At 66.5% G+C, this 15,624-nt stretch carries 14 protein-coding genes; 9 read left to right on the top strand and 5 right to left on the bottom strand.

Annotated elements, in window-relative coordinates:
- Positions 1 to 6 precede the first annotated feature (6 nt).
- The 4 genes from ACFWO8_RS09180 (at position 7) to rsgA (ending at position 3,803) form a co-directional block, all read left to right on the top strand.
- The gene (locus ACFWO8_RS09180; RefSeq protein ID WP_378946625.1) at positions 7 to 849 is read left to right on the top strand and encodes an ABC transporter ATP-binding protein; all 843 of its coding nucleotides are present in this window, start codon (positions 7 to 9) and stop codon (positions 847 to 849) included.
- Positions 846 to 1,925, top strand: a complete 1,080-nt coding sequence (locus ACFWO8_RS09185) for a glycosyltransferase (protein ID WP_378946630.1) — start codon at positions 846 to 848, stop codon at positions 1,923 to 1,925. The genes ACFWO8_RS09180 and ACFWO8_RS09185 overlap by 4 nt, the downstream gene beginning before the upstream one ends.
- Before the next feature lie 64 nt (positions 1,926 to 1,989).
- Positions 1,990 to 2,526 (top strand): hypothetical protein, encoded by a 537-nt coding sequence (locus ACFWO8_RS09190; protein ID WP_378946633.1) that lies wholly within the window; start codon positions 1,990 to 1,992, stop codon positions 2,524 to 2,526.
- A gap of 245 nt (positions 2,527 to 2,771) precedes the next feature.
- Positions 2,772 to 3,803 carry a ribosome small subunit-dependent GTPase A gene (gene rsgA / locus ACFWO8_RS09195; protein WP_378946636.1) on the top strand — a complete coding sequence of 344 codons (1,032 nt, stop codon included), beginning with the start codon at positions 2,772 to 2,774 and terminating at the stop codon, positions 3,801 to 3,803.
- Between the two features lie 87 nt (positions 3,804 to 3,890).
- Here the strand turns inward: rsgA and ACFWO8_RS09200 are convergent, their stop codons facing one another.
- Together ACFWO8_RS09200 and ACFWO8_RS09205 are read right to left on the bottom strand one after the other, a co-directional pair.
- Positions 3,891 to 5,789 carry a glycosyltransferase gene (locus ACFWO8_RS09200; protein ID WP_378946640.1) on the bottom strand — a complete coding sequence of 633 codons (1,899 nt, stop codon included), beginning with the start codon at positions 5,787 to 5,789 and terminating at the stop codon, positions 3,891 to 3,893.
- Positions 5,790 to 5,898: 109 nt separating this feature from the next.
- Positions 5,899 to 6,444, bottom strand: a complete 546-nt coding sequence (locus ACFWO8_RS09205) for a GtrA family protein (protein ID WP_378946643.1) — start codon at positions 6,442 to 6,444, stop codon at positions 5,899 to 5,901.
- 196 nt (positions 6,445 to 6,640) lie between these two features.
- Between ACFWO8_RS09205 and ACFWO8_RS09210 the strand changes: the two genes are divergently transcribed.
- The gene (locus ACFWO8_RS09210) at positions 6,641 to 7,609 is read left to right on the top strand and encodes a glycosyltransferase family 2 protein (RefSeq protein ID WP_378946646.1); all 969 of its coding nucleotides are present in this window, start codon (positions 6,641 to 6,643) and stop codon (positions 7,607 to 7,609) included.
- Positions 7,606 to 9,129: a DUF2142 domain-containing protein gene (locus ACFWO8_RS09215; protein ID WP_378946651.1), complete on the top strand. Its 1,524-nt coding sequence runs from the start codon at positions 7,606 to 7,608 to the stop codon at positions 9,127 to 9,129. Before ACFWO8_RS09210 ends, ACFWO8_RS09215 begins: the two co-directional genes overlap by 4 nt.
- A 21-nt stretch (positions 9,130 to 9,150) precedes the next feature.
- On the opposite strand, the gene rfbB is transcribed toward ACFWO8_RS09215, so the two are convergent.
- Positions 9,151 to 10,152, bottom strand: a complete 1,002-nt coding sequence (rfbB, locus tag ACFWO8_RS09220) for a dTDP-glucose 4,6-dehydratase (protein ID WP_378946656.1) — start codon at positions 10,150 to 10,152, stop codon at positions 9,151 to 9,153.
- 331 nt (positions 10,153 to 10,483) lie between these two features.
- Here rfbB and ACFWO8_RS09225 point away from each other — a divergent pair, with 331 nt between their 5' ends.
- On the top strand, positions 10,484 to 11,188 hold the full coding sequence (locus ACFWO8_RS09225; RefSeq protein WP_378946659.1) for a hypothetical protein: 705 nt from the start codon (positions 10,484 to 10,486) through the stop codon (positions 11,186 to 11,188).
- 172 nt (positions 11,189 to 11,360) lie between these two features.
- On the opposite strand, the gene ACFWO8_RS09230 is transcribed toward ACFWO8_RS09225, so the two are convergent.
- Positions 11,361 to 12,407 carry an alpha/beta hydrolase gene (locus ACFWO8_RS09230; protein WP_378946662.1) on the bottom strand — a complete coding sequence of 349 codons (1,047 nt, stop codon included), beginning with the start codon at positions 12,405 to 12,407 and terminating at the stop codon, positions 11,361 to 11,363.
- 243 nt (positions 12,408 to 12,650) lie between these two features.
- On the opposite strand from ACFWO8_RS09230, the gene rfbA reads away from it, so the two are divergent.
- Positions 12,651 to 13,523: a glucose-1-phosphate thymidylyltransferase RfbA gene (gene rfbA / locus ACFWO8_RS09235; protein ID WP_378946665.1), complete on the top strand. Its 873-nt coding sequence runs from the start codon at positions 12,651 to 12,653 to the stop codon at positions 13,521 to 13,523.
- A 3-nt stretch (positions 13,524 to 13,526) separates the two neighbouring features.
- Complete coding sequence (locus ACFWO8_RS09240; protein WP_378946668.1) at positions 13,527 to 14,078, top strand: dTDP-4-dehydrorhamnose 3,5-epimerase family protein; 552 nt, start codon at positions 13,527 to 13,529, stop codon at positions 14,076 to 14,078.
- 60 nt (positions 14,079 to 14,138) lie between these two features.
- Here ACFWO8_RS09240 and ACFWO8_RS09245 read toward each other — a convergent pair whose 3' ends face one another.
- Positions 14,139 to 15,617 carry an MFS transporter gene (locus ACFWO8_RS09245; RefSeq protein WP_378946671.1) on the bottom strand — a complete coding sequence of 493 codons (1,479 nt, stop codon included), beginning with the start codon at positions 15,615 to 15,617 and terminating at the stop codon, positions 14,139 to 14,141.
- Positions 15,618 to 15,624 lie beyond the last annotated feature (7 nt).

Raw genomic sequence — 15,624 nt, forward strand, 5'->3', positions numbered from 1 at the left:
TTCTCGATGAGCCGTGTGAGTATCGAAACCCATGAGGCATGGGTCGAGTTTCCGATCTTCGACGCCAAGTCGCGATCGCTGAAGAAGGCGTTCCTCGGCAAGGCGGGCGGCGCGATCGGGCGCAACAGCTCCGATGTGGTGGTGGTCGAGGCGCTGCGCGACATCAACCTGTCGCTCAAAGAGGGCGACCGGGTCGGCCTGGTCGGGCACAACGGCGCGGGCAAGTCGACGCTGCTTCGCCTGCTGTCGGGCATCTACGAACCCTCGCGCGGCAGTGCGCGCATCCGCGGCCGGGTGGCCCCGGTGTTCGACCTCGGCGTCGGCATGGACCCGGAGATCTCCGGCTACGAGAACATCATCATCCGCGGCCTGTTCCTCGGGCAGACACGCAAGCAGATGATGGCCAAGATCGACGAGATCGCCGACTTCACCGAACTGGGCGAATACCTGTCGATGCCGCTGCGCACCTACTCGACGGGCATGCGGGTGCGGCTGGCGATGGGCGTGGTGACCTCGATCGACCCCGAGATCCTGCTGCTCGACGAGGGCATCGGCGCGGTCGACGCGGAGTTCATGAAGAAGGCCCGCACGCGGCTGCAGTCGCTGGTCGCGCGGTCGGGCATCCTGGTGTTCGCCAGCCATTCCAATGAATTCCTCGCCCAGCTCTGCGATACCGCGATGTGGATCGACCACGGTCAGATCCGCGAACAAGGCGGGATCGAGGACGTTGTGCGAGCGTATGAAGGGCCCGAGGCGGGTAATCACGTGGCACAGGTGCTGCGCGATCTGGAAACCGAGAGCGCTGTCGACGCGGCGGGCGAGAAGAAGCTGGAGCAGAATCAGGTATGAGCGGTCAACGTGACGAGGCTGCCCCGGCTGCCGTGCCGGGTGGGTTCAGCATGACCGACCGACTAGAGGCGACTCCGGCACCCGTCGAACCTGCCGCCGTGCTGCCCGCGGAGGCCGTGGTGCTGGCCGACGACGCGGAGCTGCCCGCCGGCGCCGAACCCGCCGACATCACGACCGAGACCGGCCCCACCGCGCGGATCATCGCGGTGGTCGTCACGCACAAGCGCCGCGAGCTGCTCGCCGAATCGCTGAAAGTGCTTGCCTCGCAGTCACGTCCGGTCGACCATCTGATCGTCGTCGACAACGCCAACGAGGACGCGGTGGCCGAGCTGGTCGCACAGCAGCCGATCGAGGCCACCTACCTGGGTTCACGCCACAACCTCGGCGGCGCGGGCGGTTTCGCGCTCGGCATGCTGCACGCGCTCACCCAGGGCGCGGATTGGGTGTGGCTGGCCGATGACGACGGTCGCCCCGACGGGCCCGAAGTGCTTGCGACACTGATCGATTGCGCGCGCAGACACAACCTGGTCGAGGTGTCGCCGGTGGTCTGCGATATCGATGAACCGGACCGTCTCGCGTTCCCGCTGCGCCGCGGTGTGGTGTGGCGGCGACTGCGTTCGGAGCTCGGTGACGAGGACTTCCTGCCCGGCATCGCCTCGCTGTTCAACGGTGCGCTGATCTCGGCGAAGGCCGTGGATCTGATCGGTGTGCCCGACCTGCGGCTGTTCGTGCGTGGTGACGAGGTGGAGGTGCACCGCCGCCTGGTCCGCTCCGGGCTGCCGTTCGGCACCTGTCTGCAAACCGCCTACCTGCATCCCAACGGCGCCGAGGAATTCAAGCCGATCCTGGGCGGGCGGATGCACACCCAGTACCCGGACGACCCGGTGAAGCGCTACTTCACCTACCGCAACCGCGGTTACCTGATGTCGCAGCCCGGTATGCGCAAGCTCTTGCCGCAGGAGTGGATTCGATTCTCCTGGTTCTTCCTGGTGACCCGACGCGACCCGGCCGGGCTCAAGGAATGGTTCCGGTTGCGCTCACTGGGCCGCAACGAACACTTCGGCAAGCCGGACTAGCCCCCGAAAATAGGGGGTAGTTCCCTATGGCAGCAATCGGCCGTTCGGTCTTACGATGCGAAACGTGACCTTCGCAAAGAATTTCGCATCCGCCGCGGCGACCGTGCTCGCCGGCGCCGCGCTCTGTCTCGCCGCACCCGGCACCGCTCAGGCGGACGACACCTGCCAGCTCGGCTGGTCCAACGTCGGCCCGCGCTCCTGCGTGATGAACGAAGTCAGGACCGCGCCGGTGGCGACCCTGGGCAACGGCATCTGCGTCGGCATCCTGAACGTGGCGGGCACCGCGTTCGACGGACCGCTCAATTCCCCGAGCGTGGCCCCCGGCGCCACCCACAGCATCGCCCTGCGCGTCTCGCAGGGCTTCTCCCCACTCGGCAACTGGGCACCCACCGTACTGGCGTGCGATGTGAACGTTGTCATCGACTGGAAGAACCTGGACAGCGGCGCCACCGGCTCGGTGACCCGCTTCATCCCGGCCACCAGCACCAGCACCTACCCGGTCCAGGACGTGATCGCGAACACCGGCCCCGGTCGGGTCCAGGTCACGGTCCGCACCGACAAGCCCAACATCCCCCAGTCGACCGAAGTCTTCGTGCCGTAACCCCTGAGTACGGGACAGGAGTGCCGTCGCCGGACAGCACACGGAAAATGGGTTGCTGGGCGTTGGTGTGGTGGGGCAGAGTTGGCGTTCGAACGTTGGAGAGGAGGTGGATGTCCGTGAGTACACGCGTGTGGATTGCCGTGGCCGGGCGGCGTGATTGTGCGCCTGCCCAGGTTGCTCCGGACATCACCTCTGCTCGCTGAATCCGTCGTCCGGGTTCGGCACCCGACGAAGGATTCCCCATCATGGTCGACTACGACCTGCTTGTCCCTTACGGCTGGACCGAAGCCGTAGCTGCTGAATATCTGCCGCTGCTCGGCGATCTCGCACCTGCCCGCATCGTTCGGATGGACCGCAGCGAATGCGATGTGGTCACGCCGAGCGGGCCTGCGCGAGCCTCCTGCCCGCGCGACATCACCGGACTGTGTACCGGCGACTGGGTCGGGCTCGATGCCGAAGGTACTGTGCGGCAACTGCTCCCCCGGCGCTCGGCGATCATGCGATCGTCGGTGTCCGGGCGCTCGGTGGCTCAGGTGCTGGCCACCAATGTGGATACCGTGCTGATTTGTTCGGCTGCCGACGGCGATGTCGACCTGGGGCGGATCGAGCGGATGCTCGCGCTGGCGTGGGAGAGCAACGCTCAACCCGTTGTGGTGCTGACGAAAGCCGATGCGGCGGACTATCTTCCGCTCGACGAAGTGCGTGCGGTCGCGCCCGGCGCAACGGTTGTCGCCGTGAGTGCCGCCGCCGCGGTCGGTCTCGAGGTTCTCACCGCCGTGCTCGACGGCACGGTCGCCCTGATCGGACCTTCCGGGGCGGGCAAGTCCACCCTCGCCAACGCACTACTCGGCGCAGAAGTGTTCGCCACCAATGCCGTTCGCGCGGTGGACGGCAAGGGTCGGCACACCACCGTGCATCGTGAACTGCGGCCGCTCCCCGGCGGCGGCACCCTCATCGACACCCCCGGCCTGCGCGGGATCGGCCTCTACGACGCCGCCGACGGCATCGGCAAGACCTTCAGCGACATCGAATCCCTCGCCGCTGATTGCCGTTTCGCCGACTGCGCCCACGAGACCGAACCCGGCTGCGCGGTCCAGGCCGCCCTCGCCGACGGCACCATCACCGAACGCAGGCTGACCAGCTATCGCAAGCTGGCCAAGGAAAACGAGTGGATGGCCGCCCGCACCGACAAACGCCTGGCCGCCGAACGCGAACGCGTCTGGCGCGATATCAGCAAACAGCAGCGGCGGAACTACCACGAACGGGGCCGCCGCTGAACCCGGACAGTCGATCATCAGGCACTCACGCGAACAACGGCCGAGGGCCGAACTGCGTCAGTGCCTGATGATCTCGGACGAAACGGGTCAGCTCGGGTCGATCCCGTACAGGCGCGCCCAGTTCTCTCGACTCGTGAGTTCCGGTACGGCACTGCGGTATTCGGCCTGCAACGCGGGCAGTTCCTTGCGGAGTTTGCGCAGCGTGCGGTAGGCGCGAATCAGCAGCGCACGAGCACGGGCCTTGTCCCGACGACGTACTCGCACGCCGGACTGGGAAGCATCGGTGACCACCACGTGGTCGAACAGGCCGATGTGCCACCAGTGCGCGTCCTCGCGGGTGACCCCGATGAGGCCGGGCTGGGTGCGGCCGGTCCACTGGGTGATCGCGCGCTTGATCAGCACCAGGTTGGCGCGGCTCGGTTCGCCGCTGGCCCGGCGCACGGAGATGTCGGCGGAGTTCACCGGCGGGGTTGCCGCGGGGTGCTTGATGGTTTCGGGGTAGTCGTTGCGGGTGCTGCGGGCGGCGGCCAGCGCGTCGATACCGCCGTCGCGCAACGCCTTCGGGCCCTTCATGAAGTCCTCGATGCCCTGCAAGGTGGTGTGCACAAGGCCGTACTGCATGCCGACGAGGTGCTCGGCGATGTAGCGGAAGAACTCGCGCGTGATCGCCTTGCCGTCGAGATCGGTGTGCAGGGCGCCGACGATGAGCGAGTTACGGGTGGAGAAATAGCGCGCCCAGTCGTCGTAGTCCTTCCAGTAGAAGTCGGCGTGCCAGACGGCGGCGTTGGGCAGCGTGACGGTGACGAAACCGTGCTCGCGCGCCCGGATGCCGTACTCGACGTCATCCCACTGGAAGAAGATCGGCACCGGCAGGCCGATCTTGGCGACCACCTCGGCCGGGATCAGGCAGGTCCACCAGGCGTTGTAGCCCGCGTCGACCCGGCGCTCCTGGTTCTTCTTGAGCATGGAGGTGTTGCGCAGCGCCTTGGGCACCTTCTGGCCGTGCTTGAGCTCGTGCAGGTGCACCTCCTCCGCGCCGACATTGAGGTAGTCGGGGTTGAGGAGGAACAGCATCTGCGCGCCGACCAGGGTCGGTTCGACGGTGAGGTTGGCGAACGCCTGCAGGCGCAGGACGGTCTCGGGCTCGCAGAGGATGTCATCGTCCATCAGGATGACGTCGGCGTGCTCGTTGGCCGCCGACACCTCGTACAGGCCACGGGTGAAGCCGCCCGCGCCGCCGAGGTTGGGCTGGCGGATGTAGCGCAGCTTGTCGCCGAAATCGGGACGGACCTGCTGGAACAGCGGACGGTCCTCGACCAGGTCGGTGCCCTGGTCGACGACGTACACCGCATCGATCGCGGCCAGGACGGTCGCGTCCGACGCCAGCGCGGCGACGGTGTGCGCGCAGTCCTCGGCCCGGTTGAAGGTGCAGATCGCGATGGCGACCGGGCGCACCTTCTCGGGCGCCTGCGCGGTCCAGGCGAGCTCGGTGATCGCGAGTTCGCCCCCGACGGCATCGAACTCGAGCCACAGCGCGCCACCGTCGACATACTGATCCAGCGGTGCGGTGAGCGAGACATACCCGCTGCTGGTCGCCACCAGCGAGGCGATGATCCGGCGGTGCCCGGCGATATCGGAAGCGACCAGCCGCACATTGGCTTTCCCGCCGACCGCGAGCTGAGCGCCGACCGACACCTCGGTGACGGTGGTCCAGCGCTGCCAGTAACTGGCGGCGAGCCGGCCGAAGTAGGTGTTGGTGTGCGCGGTCGCACCCTTGGGCAGGTGCAGCGAGTGCCGCTCACGGACCGCGGCACCCCCCTTGACGACGGCGTAGAGGTCGTCGCTCACCCGCGCCGACGGCCCGGTGAAGATGCCTCGGGCCAGCACGAGCCGCTCGGGCGCTGAGTGTTCACCCCGCAGCGATGCGGGCGCGGCCTCGCGCCGATCGTTCGATTCGGTCACGGCTTTGGTAGCCGACTGCTCCATGAAGTCCTCGAAATTCTCGGTATCGACTGCGCCGGCGCAGGGAGTCACGGAAAAGTGCGCGTCGCGGCGGGCGGGGCGAGGATATCAATCGCGCGACACCCTCGCGTCCTCAGTGAGGTGTTGCCGCACTCCGCGCGTGTTGCTCATCGCTTGCCGATGAGCCGGTGAAAACGAATTTGCTGTAGGCCCAATAGCGGAATACGACCGCCATGGTCTGGCCGATAACGGTGGCGGAAATGTTGTCCGCCAGCGGTGACGACAGATCGAGCACATAACGGGAAAACCCGAGGCAGCCGAGTTGCAGGAGGATCGCTGCCACATTGACTATCGCGTACAGAAGATATTCCCGACCGGGGCTGTCGGACTTGCGATGGGAGTAGGTCCACCACTTGTTCCCGAAGTAGGTAACCACCGTCGCCACCACGATCGCGATGATCTTGGCGGCCAGCGGGGAGTGATAGAGCACACCTTCGGAGAAGCCGAATCCACCGCCCCAGAACACCAGCAGGTTGTAAGTCCCGGCATCGACGAGAAACCCGATCGCCCCGACAACCAGGAAGGCCGCACCTTGCCGCAACCCCGCCACCACCCTGGACACCAAGGGCACAGCAGGCGGTTCAACTGATTGCGACACGCCCTGACGGTAGCCAACCACCACCCCGACCCTCAGGGAGGGTCGGCCACGCAGTGGCCGGTTCGCCGGTTAGACACCGTTGCGTAGGTGCCGCAGGAGCAAGCGACGGTGGCTAACCAGCGGCCCCTCAGGGCCGCGGACACCCGGGCACCAGCCCGGCGATAATCCTGTAGCCTCCCGGTGTCCCACTGCTGCCTAACTCCGAGGATTGACCCGGGTGGACTCCACCGAGCTTCGCATTGCCGCCGTGGTCCCCTGCCACAATGAAGAGGCCGCGGTCGCCAAGGTCGTCGCCGACCTCAAAGCCGCCGTGCCGGGGATCGTCGTCTATGTCTACGACAATCTGAGCACCGACCGCACCGCCGAATGTGCCCGCGAGGCCGGGGCGATCGTGCGCTACGAGAACACCAAGGGCAAGGGCAATGTGGTGCGCCGCGCCTTCGCCGATATCGAAGCCGATGTCTATCTGATGATCGACGGCGACGACACCTACGAGGCGTCGGCCGCTCCGCTGATGATCAAGACGCTGCTCGAAGGCCCCTACGACCACATTCTCGGCGTGCGCAAGCAGGACGACGCCGATGCCAGCGCCTACCGCAGCGGTCACGAGACCGGCAACAAGGTGCTCAACGGCGTGGTCGGCAAGGTCTTCGGCGAGAACGTCGAAGACATGTTGAGCGGGTTCCGGGTGTTCTCGCGCCGGTTCGTGAAGAGCTTCCCCGCCGTGTCGCGGGAATTCGAGATCGAGACCGAACTGACCGTGCATTCGCTGCACCTGCGCGTGCCGCGGACCTCGGTACAGGTCGGGTTCCGCGACCGCCCCGCGGGCAGCGAATCCAAACTGCGCACCTACCGCGACGGCACCAAGATCCTCGCACTGATCCTCGGCCTGGCCCGCCACGAACGCCCCGTCGCGTTCTACGGCCTGTTCGGCACCCTGTCCTGGCTGATCTCGGTCATCCTCACCGTGCCGATCGTGATCGAGTTCTACAACACCCACGAGGTGCCGCGGTTCCCGACGCTGTTCCTGGCCTTCACGCTGCTGCTGCTCGGCAGCCTCGCCTGGACCGCGGGCGTGATTCTCGACGGCATCCGCCGCTCGCGCCATGAGACGGCGCGGCTGGTCTACCTGCGTTACACGGCCGCCGGGGTGAGCGAGGACGTCGCGGCCGGAGAGCGTCGGTGACCACCACTACTGAGCCGGAGACGACTGTCGAGCTCAGTAAAACCCCCGCGCGTAAAGATCGGGCGCTGGCGCCGGTGCGCGCGCTGACCCGGCGCTTCGGCGCCGCGACGGTGGCGTTCGCGATGGTCGCGACCGTGTTCGGTGCCGTATTCGCCGTGCTCACCCCCGCCTTCTGGGGCCACGACGAGATCACCCAGTTCGGCCGCGCCTACCAGGTCGCGCACGGCGGAGTGTTCCCGCAGCGCATCGTCGACGATCGTGGTGTGGCCTACGGCGGGCAGATTCCGGTCAGCGTCGACGCGCTGATGGGCTACGCGTTCCGCGACTACAACGACAACCCCGACGAGCCCGACGCGATGGTGGCCGACCCCGGTGCCTACGACCGGCTCGGCTCGGCCGAGATCACCTCGGCGACGCGGCAGATGTGGTTCACCAACACGGCCGCCTACTCGCCGGTGCCGTATGTGCCTGCGGCCGTTGGCATTCGGCTGGGCGAGGCGCTCGGCCTCAACGTCGGTGGCATGTATCTGCTGTCCCGGTTCGCCGGGCTGGTGGCCTATCTGGCGGTTGTCGGATTCGGGCTCTACGCGCTGCGCGAGCGGCGTAGCCAGTGGCTGGTATTCACCGTCGCGGTGCTGCCGATCGCGCTGTTCCAGGCGGGCACCGTCACCGCGGACACACTCACCAACGCACTCGCCATCATGGTCTCGGCGCTGCTGCTGAAAGCACTGTTCGTCGGTGATCGATTGCGCCCGGTGGAAACCGCCGCGCTGCTCGCCGCCACGATCGCGCTGCCGCTGAGTAAGCCGACCTATGTGCTGCTGGCGATGCTCGTTGTGGTGGTGCCCGCCGACCGCCTCGGTTTCGCCGGGAAACTGAAATTCGTCCCGTGGGCATTCGCGGTGACGGGTGGAGTACTTTTTCTCGCTTGGACGAAGATCGCGGCGCCGACCGGCGAGGGCATGGGCCTGATGCGCCCGCCGCATCAGTGGGGCCAGGTGCGCCCCGGCGATCAGCTGAAGGGAATCCTCAGCGATCCCGTGCAATTCGTGCACGTCTTCGGCGAGAGCATCGCGCTGCGCGATCATCGCTGGTTCAACCAGTTCTTCGGTGAACTCGGTTTCGCGTATGTGGACGTGCCCGCGATCTCGATGCTGGCGTGCCTGCTCGCCTTCGCGGTGAGTTTCGGCATCATCGACCGAATGAGTACTGCCACAGCCACTTTCCGTCGGATACTGATCGTGACGCTGACGGTGCTCGCGAGTGTGGCGATGATCTACGTGACGCTGTACATGTCGTTCACGCCGGTCGATTTCTATCTCATCGACGGTGTGCAGGGCCGGTATTTCGTGCCGCTGGCGATCATGGGGCTGGCCGTGCTCGCCCGGATCGTGCCGCTGCGGCTGACGAACTCCGAGGGCGTAATTCCGACCCGAGGGACGGCGATCACTGTCACTTGCGCATCGACCTTCGCGTTGATCGCCACTGCCGCAACGTATTACACCGTCGTCTGGGGATAATTCCCCAGACGACGGCGGGGATTACAGCGTCTTTTCGCCCGCGGCCGCGTAAGCGCGTTCGGTATCGGCCTTTTTCGGTCGCCACCAGCTCTCGTTGTCGCGGTACCAAGCGACGGTGTCGGCCAGGCCGGCCCGGAAGTCCGCGTAGCGCGGTGACCAGCCGAGTTCCTCGCGCAGCAGGCTCGCGTCGATGGCGTAGCGCTGGTCGTGGCCGGGGCGGTCCGTCACGTGATCGAAGTCGGTGGGCTCGCGATCGAACGCTTGCAGGATGAGCTGGACGACGGTCAGATTATCGAGTTCGCCCTGGGCGCCGATGAGATAAGTCTGGCCCGTGCGGCCGCGCTCGAGAATGTTCCAGACCGCGCGATTGTGGTCGTCGACGTGAATCCAGTCGCGCACCTGATGACCGGCGCCGTACAGACGCGGGCGCACACCGTCGATCAGATTGGTGATCTGGCGGGGGATGAATTTCTCCACGTGCTGGTACGGGCCGTAGTTGTTGGAGCAGTTCGACAGGGTGGCGCGGACACCGAAAGACCTGGTCCAGGCGCGGACCAGCATGTCGCTGCCCGCTTTGGTCGCCGAATACGGGCTCGACGGGTTGTAAGCGGTGGATTCGGTGAAACCCGGCTCGTCGGGGGTGAGGTCGCCGTACACCTCGTCGGTGGAGACGTGGTGGTAGCGCACATCGTGGCGGCGCACGGCTTGCAGCAGCGAGTAGGTGCCGATGATGTTGGTCTGCACGAACGGCCATGGCTCGGCCAGGGAGTTGTCATTGTGGGATTCGGCCGCGAAATGCACGACCGCGTCCACCCCGCTGACCAGGCTGTCGACCAGATCGAGATCGGCGATATCGCCGTGCACGAATTCGATCCGGTCCGCGACCGGGTCCAGCGACGCCCGGTTGCCCGCGTAAGTGAGCGCGTCGAGCACGGTCACTTGGACATCCGGGCGCGTGGCCACGGTCTGCTGGACGAAATTTGCACCGATGAACCCGGCCCCGCCGGTTACGAGCACTCGCACTCGGTCAACGATACGTGCATTCCGCAGGCCTTCGGGACCGAAGCGCCACCGTTATGCGTTGTCAGAACGACTCCGACTTGTGACGCGGCATATATTTATGCCGTGATCTACGTCACACTACCCCGGGGTAGGTTAAGAGTCGGGGTTGTTTTTCCTGAGAAAAACCCCGCTCAACACTCAGGTTTCTATCGGCGCACTGACATCGGGGTATCAATGGTGAACATAACTTGAACTAACAGTCACAGCAGGTTCACCTCCGGTTAGCTGCGAGCGCTTTTGATCTACGAGTCCCCTCCGCACGCTCCAACTTTGAGGTTCACCGAAAATGCTGATGAGGAAATTCGCCGCCACTTCGGCGCTGCTGATCGCTGCCATGGGCGTTGCCGCCGGCACCGCCCACGCCGAGCCGGCCGCCGCCGCTCCGCTGCCCGTCAACCTGTCCTACGAGATCGACGACAAGGCAGGCACGGTCAAGCTCACCGCCGATTCCGGTTCGCTCGTCGCCGAGAACGGCAAGCTGACGGTCAAGGCGAACGACGGCACCGTGATGGCAGGCATTCCGCTCGCCGCGCAGGTTTTCGACCACGAGTTCCCGGTTGCCGCGCAGGTCGCTGATGCCCGCACCGTGACGCTGACCCCGCAGCTCGACGAGCAGCACGCCGTCTACAAGCCGGTTGCCCTGCCCTTCGAGGGCCAGGCCGAGTTCAAGAACGAGTACGAGCGCGAGAAGGCCGCCTACTCCCGCATGAAGGACAACATCGGTCTGGCCGCCACCGTGGCCGGTCTGACCACCACCGTCATCGGCGGCCTCATCGGCTGCGTCGGCGGCGCTGCTCTCGGCACTGCGGCTTCGGCTCCGGTTGCCTTCCTGCTCGGTGCCGGTCCGGTCGTCGGCTGCATCGTCGGCGCTGCCGCGGGTGCGTCCTTCCTCGGCATTGTCGGCACCATCGCGATCACCGTCCCGGTCGCGATTGTCGAGGTCGTCAACTACTTCGGGATCATCAACTCCCCCTTCGTTCCCCCGGCCAAGAAGTAAGGCTCTCGGCACGTAGGACAGCAGGAAGCGGCCCCACCCGGAGTAATCCGAGCGGGGCCGCTTCGGCGTTTCCCGACCAGGGGCCCAGGGGCCTACGACACCGCAGGCCCCCCGGCCCGAGTCGGCTCGTCCGGCCGATCGCGATCAGGACCGTCCGAGCCGGTTCGGTGGTCTATGCCGTCCGCGCGCGCTGGGCCGGTTCCACCGCGGCGCGCACGAACTTCGCCACCCGGCCCAGCGCCGACCGGCTCTCCGGCATGCTCGGCAGGATGCTCATGAACGCGTGCACCTGCCCACGCCACAGCTCCAGAGTGTTGGGCACGCCGGCCGCGGTGAGCCGATGGACCATCAGTTCACAGTCGTAGCGCAGCAGTTCGTCCTCGGCCGCGATGAGCAGGACCGGCGGCAGCCCGGCCAGATCGGCATTCACCGGCGACAGCGCGGGATCGAGCGGACCGTCGTGCTCGGCGCCGAGCCGCACGACCGCCTCCAGACCAGAAAGCGGGATATAGGCATCCCGGCTGACGTTCACATACCCCTGCTTCGCCCGGTAATCCAGATCGAGCAGCGGACTCAGCCCGACGAGGGCGGCGGGCAGCGGCAGCCCGATGTCCCGAGCCCGCAGCGCGGTCGCGAAGGTCAGGAACCCACCGGCCGAATCTCCGGCGAACACAATGCGTGACGGATCGGCGCCGTGACGCAGCAGCCAGCGGTAGGCGAGCACACAGTCGTCGATCGAGGTGTCGATCGATTCACCGGGCAGCTGCCGGTATTCGACATTGAGGACAGGCAGCCCGGTGCGCCTGGCCAGCCCCGCCACGACCGCGCGGTGGGTCTGCAACCCGCAGACCGCGAATCCGCCGCCGTGCATGTACAGCACCGCGCCGTGGCGCAGCGCGCGTGAGCCGCCCGCGGGCCGCACCATCTCCATCCGGAACCCGCCGAGCTGGATCTGCTCGCGTTCGATGCCGTGCGGTTCGGGCCGCAGCCGCGAGAGCAGGTCGACCGCGGCGGCGCCGACCGGAATGGTGGCCCGGTTGATGGGCACGGTGCGCAGCAGCGGTCCGATCAGGCCGAGGCAGGCGCCCATCAGGACTCGCGAGGAGGTGCTGGTCCGGCCGGAGTTGACGACGATGCTCGGTTCCGGCCCACTCGAGGTGCTGATCGGTGCCACGGGCGCAAGCCCACCCATCACGCCGGTGATCTTCGTGGTTACCATCGCGCACCTACCTCACAGCTGGCGCGTCGACCCCTGACCAGGCGTAAACCCCCGGATCGGATGTCGGCGCTGACATCTAACTCAGTGATGTTTCACACATCGACGCTCACATAATCAGATGAACGCCACGTCTGTACCAGTTATCGCCCGACACGCCAGGTCACGAAACGTTCGTGACCAATTCGTCGACGTGTCGGAACCTCCCCGTCTCCACGGAGGACGGGACTGGCAGACTTGCCACCTATGCGCGGAATCATCTTGGCGGGCGGCACCGGCTCACGGTTGCACCCGATCACGCGCGGGGTGAGCAAGCAGCTCGTCCCGGTCTACGACAAACCCATGGTCTACTACCCGCTGTCCACCCTCATGCTGGCAGGGATCGACGACATTCTGGTGATCACCACGCCGGAGGACGCCGACGCGTTTTCCCGGCTGCTGGGCGACGGCAGCCAGTTCGGCGTCGCGATCAGCTATGTGGTGCAGCCAGAACCCGACGGCCTCGCGCGTGCCTTCGTCCTCGGGGCCGACCACATCGGCTCCGAACCGGCGGCGCTGGTCCTCGGTGACAACATCTTCCACGGGCCCGGTCTCGGCGCCAGCCTGGAACGCTTCCACGACATCGACGGCGGCGCGGTATTCGCCTACTGGGTGAAGGACCCGACCGCCTACGGCGTGGTGGAGTTCGATCAGGGCCGCGCGGTCTCCATCGAGGAGAAGCCGAAGGTCCCGCGCTCGAACTACGCCATCCCCGGTCTCTACTTCTATGACAACGACGTGGTCGAGATCGCCCGCGAGCTGCGCCCGTCGGCACGCGGGGAGTACGAGATCACCGACATCAACCGCGCCTACCTCGAGCAGAACCGGCTCAGCGTCGACGTGCTGGCCCGCGGCACCGCCTGGCTCGACACCGGCACCTTCGACTCCCTGCTCGATGCCGCCAATTACGTGCGCACCATCGAGGAACGTCAGGGCCTCAAGATCGGCGTGCCGGAGGAAGTGGCGTGGCGACGCGGGCTGATCTCCGACGAACAGCTGTGCAAGCTCGCCGAACCGATGGTGCGCTCGGGCTACGGCCGCTACCTGCTCGACCTGATCGACCGCGGAAAAGACTGGTAACGCATGGAGTTTCGTGAACTGGCGATCCCCGGCGCCTGGGTGGTGACGCCGCGCCTGCTCGGCGACGACCGCGGGATGTTCTGTGAGTCGTTCAAGGCCTCGGAGTTCGAGAAGGCCACCGGGCGCCCGTTCGAGCTGCACCAGGTGAACACCTCGGTCTCGGCGGCGGGTGTACTGCGCGGGATCCACTACACCGACGATCCGCCCGGTCAGGCCAAGTATGTGACCTGTGTGCGCGGTGCGTTCCTCGACGTGGTGGTCGACCTGCGGCCCGGCTCGCCCACCTACGGCCGATGGGACAGCGTGCTGCTCGATGACGTCTCGCGCCGCTCGGTGTTCCTGTCCGAGGGCCTCGGCCACGCCATCCTCTCGCTGGAGAACCGTTCCACGGTGACCTACCTGTGCTCGCTGGAGTACTCCCCCGAATTCGACAGGGACATGGACGCTTTCGATCCGCGCCTCGGTATCGCATGGCCGACCGAGGGCCGCGACGGTCGCCCGCTGACCTACGTTCGCTCGGCGAAAGATGAAGCAGCGCCCAAGTTTTCTGCTTGATTCACGTGAAACGCGTAACGGCACCACCTAGGTGAGGTGGTGCCGTTGCGCGTTATCCGATCAGGCGACCGGTTCGAGAACCTTCGCCTCGACGACCGGTGTGTCCTCGGCCTGCTTGCGGAACCGGGGCAGGAACACCGTGAGCGCGACCAGTGCGCCGACGATGGTGACGCCCGCCGCGAACTCGAGGCCCGGCCGGTAGGTGTCGAGCATCTGCTGCGGGGTGGCGCCCGCAGCGTGCCCACCGGAGGTGACGATGGCGGTGGTCACCGCGAGCACGATGGCCGCGCCGACCTGCATCGAGGTTTGCAGCACACCTGCCGCCAGACCCTGCTCGTCGTCGTCGATACCGCTGGTGGCCTGCACATTGATGGCCGGGAACCCGACCCAGCCGATGCCGATCAGCAAGATGGCGGGCAGCAGCATGGTGAAGTAGCCGGGCGCGGTGTCGAGCCGCAGGAACAGCAGGTAGCCGATGGCCATCACGCTCAGGGTGACCGCGATGACCGGCCCGGTGCCGAAACGGTCGATCAGCTTCTCCGAGAAGAACGCGGACCCGACAACCATGATGCCAACCGGGAGCAGCGCCATCGCCAGCTTCAGCGCCGACCATTCCAGGGTGTCCTGCATGTACAGGGTCACGATGAACTGCCAGGAGAAGTACGAACCGGCGACCGCGACGATGGCCAGGCTGGCCCGCACGAGCGAGGCCTTACGCAGGATGCCGAGGCGAACCAGCGGGTGCTTCACGCGCTGCTCGGTGATGACGAACGCGGCGAAAAGCGCGATCACGGCGACGAACGAACCGATGGTGCGGCCCGAGGCCCAACCGACTTCCGGCGCGGTGACCACGGTGTAGACCAGCAACAACATGCCTGCCGTCGACAAGAGCGCGCCGAGTAGATCGTGTCCGCCGTCTTCCGCCTTACCGTCCTTGGGCACCAGCGCGAACGCGGCGATCAGGGCGGCGACGGCGATCGGGACGGGCAGCAGGAAGGTCCAGCGCCAGCCGACGCCGGTCATCAGGCCACCGAACAGCAGGCCCATGGAGTAGCCGCCCGCGCCGAAGACGGTGTAGATCGACAGCGCCTTGTTGCGCGCTTTTCCTTCGGCGAAGGTGGTGGTGATGATCGACAGACCGGTCGGCGCGGTGAACGCGGCGGCCAAGCCCTTGATGAAACGGGTGGCGATCAGCAGGGCGGGATCGCTCACCAAGCCGCCGACCAGTGAGGCGACGGCGAACACCGCGAGTGCGATGAGGAAGACCTTGCGGCGTCCGAGCAGGTCGGCGGTGCGTCCGCCCAGCAGCAGCAGGCCGCCGTAACCGAGGATGTAGCCGCTGACGAGCCACTGCAGGGTGGAGGTGGACAGATCGAGTTCGGCGCCGATGGACGGCAGCGCGACGCCGATCATCGAAACGTCGAGGCCGTCGAGGAAAAGGACGATGCACAGAGTGATCAGCATGCCCCAGAGCCGGAGGGGCCACCTGGTGGGATCGGTCGCCTGATCTGCGGCCGAAAGCGTTGCTGGCGAAGTCATGCGGAGG

Origin of the sequence: Nocardia sp. NPDC058480 (assembly GCF_042720495.1) — a bacterium.
GTDB lineage: Bacteria > Actinomycetota > Actinomycetes > Mycobacteriales > Mycobacteriaceae > Nocardia.

What these genes read in the sequence shown, in the direction of transcription:
- rsgA (WP_378946636.1), top strand. Translation starts at nt 2,772, where the DNA reads ATGGTCGACTACGACCTGCTTGTCCCTTACGGCTGGACCGAAGCCGTA.
- ACFWO8_RS09180 (WP_378946625.1), top strand. Translation starts at nt 7, where the DNA reads ATGAGCCGTGTGAGTATCGAAACCCATGAGGCATGGGTCGAGTTTCCG.
- ACFWO8_RS09240 (WP_378946668.1), top strand. Translation starts at nt 13,527, where the DNA reads ATGGAGTTTCGTGAACTGGCGATCCCCGGCGCCTGGGTGGTGACGCCG.
- ACFWO8_RS09225 (WP_378946659.1), top strand. Translation starts at nt 10,484, where the DNA reads ATGAGGAAATTCGCCGCCACTTCGGCGCTGCTGATCGCTGCCATGGGC.
- ACFWO8_RS09200 (WP_378946640.1), bottom strand. Translation starts at nt 5,789, where the DNA reads ATGGAGCAGTCGGCTACCAAAGCCGTGACCGAATCGAACGATCGGCGC.
- ACFWO8_RS09185 (WP_378946630.1), top strand. Translation starts at nt 846, where the DNA reads ATGAGCGGTCAACGTGACGAGGCTGCCCCGGCTGCCGTGCCGGGTGGG.
- ACFWO8_RS09230 (WP_378946662.1), bottom strand. Translation starts at nt 12,407, where the DNA reads ATGGTAACCACGAAGATCACCGGCGTGATGGGTGGGCTTGCGCCCGTG.
- ACFWO8_RS09245 (WP_378946671.1), bottom strand. Translation starts at nt 15,617, where the DNA reads ATGACTTCGCCAGCAACGCTTTCGGCCGCAGATCAGGCGACCGATCCC.
- rfbA (WP_378946665.1), top strand. Translation starts at nt 12,651, where the DNA reads ATGCGCGGAATCATCTTGGCGGGCGGCACCGGCTCACGGTTGCACCCG.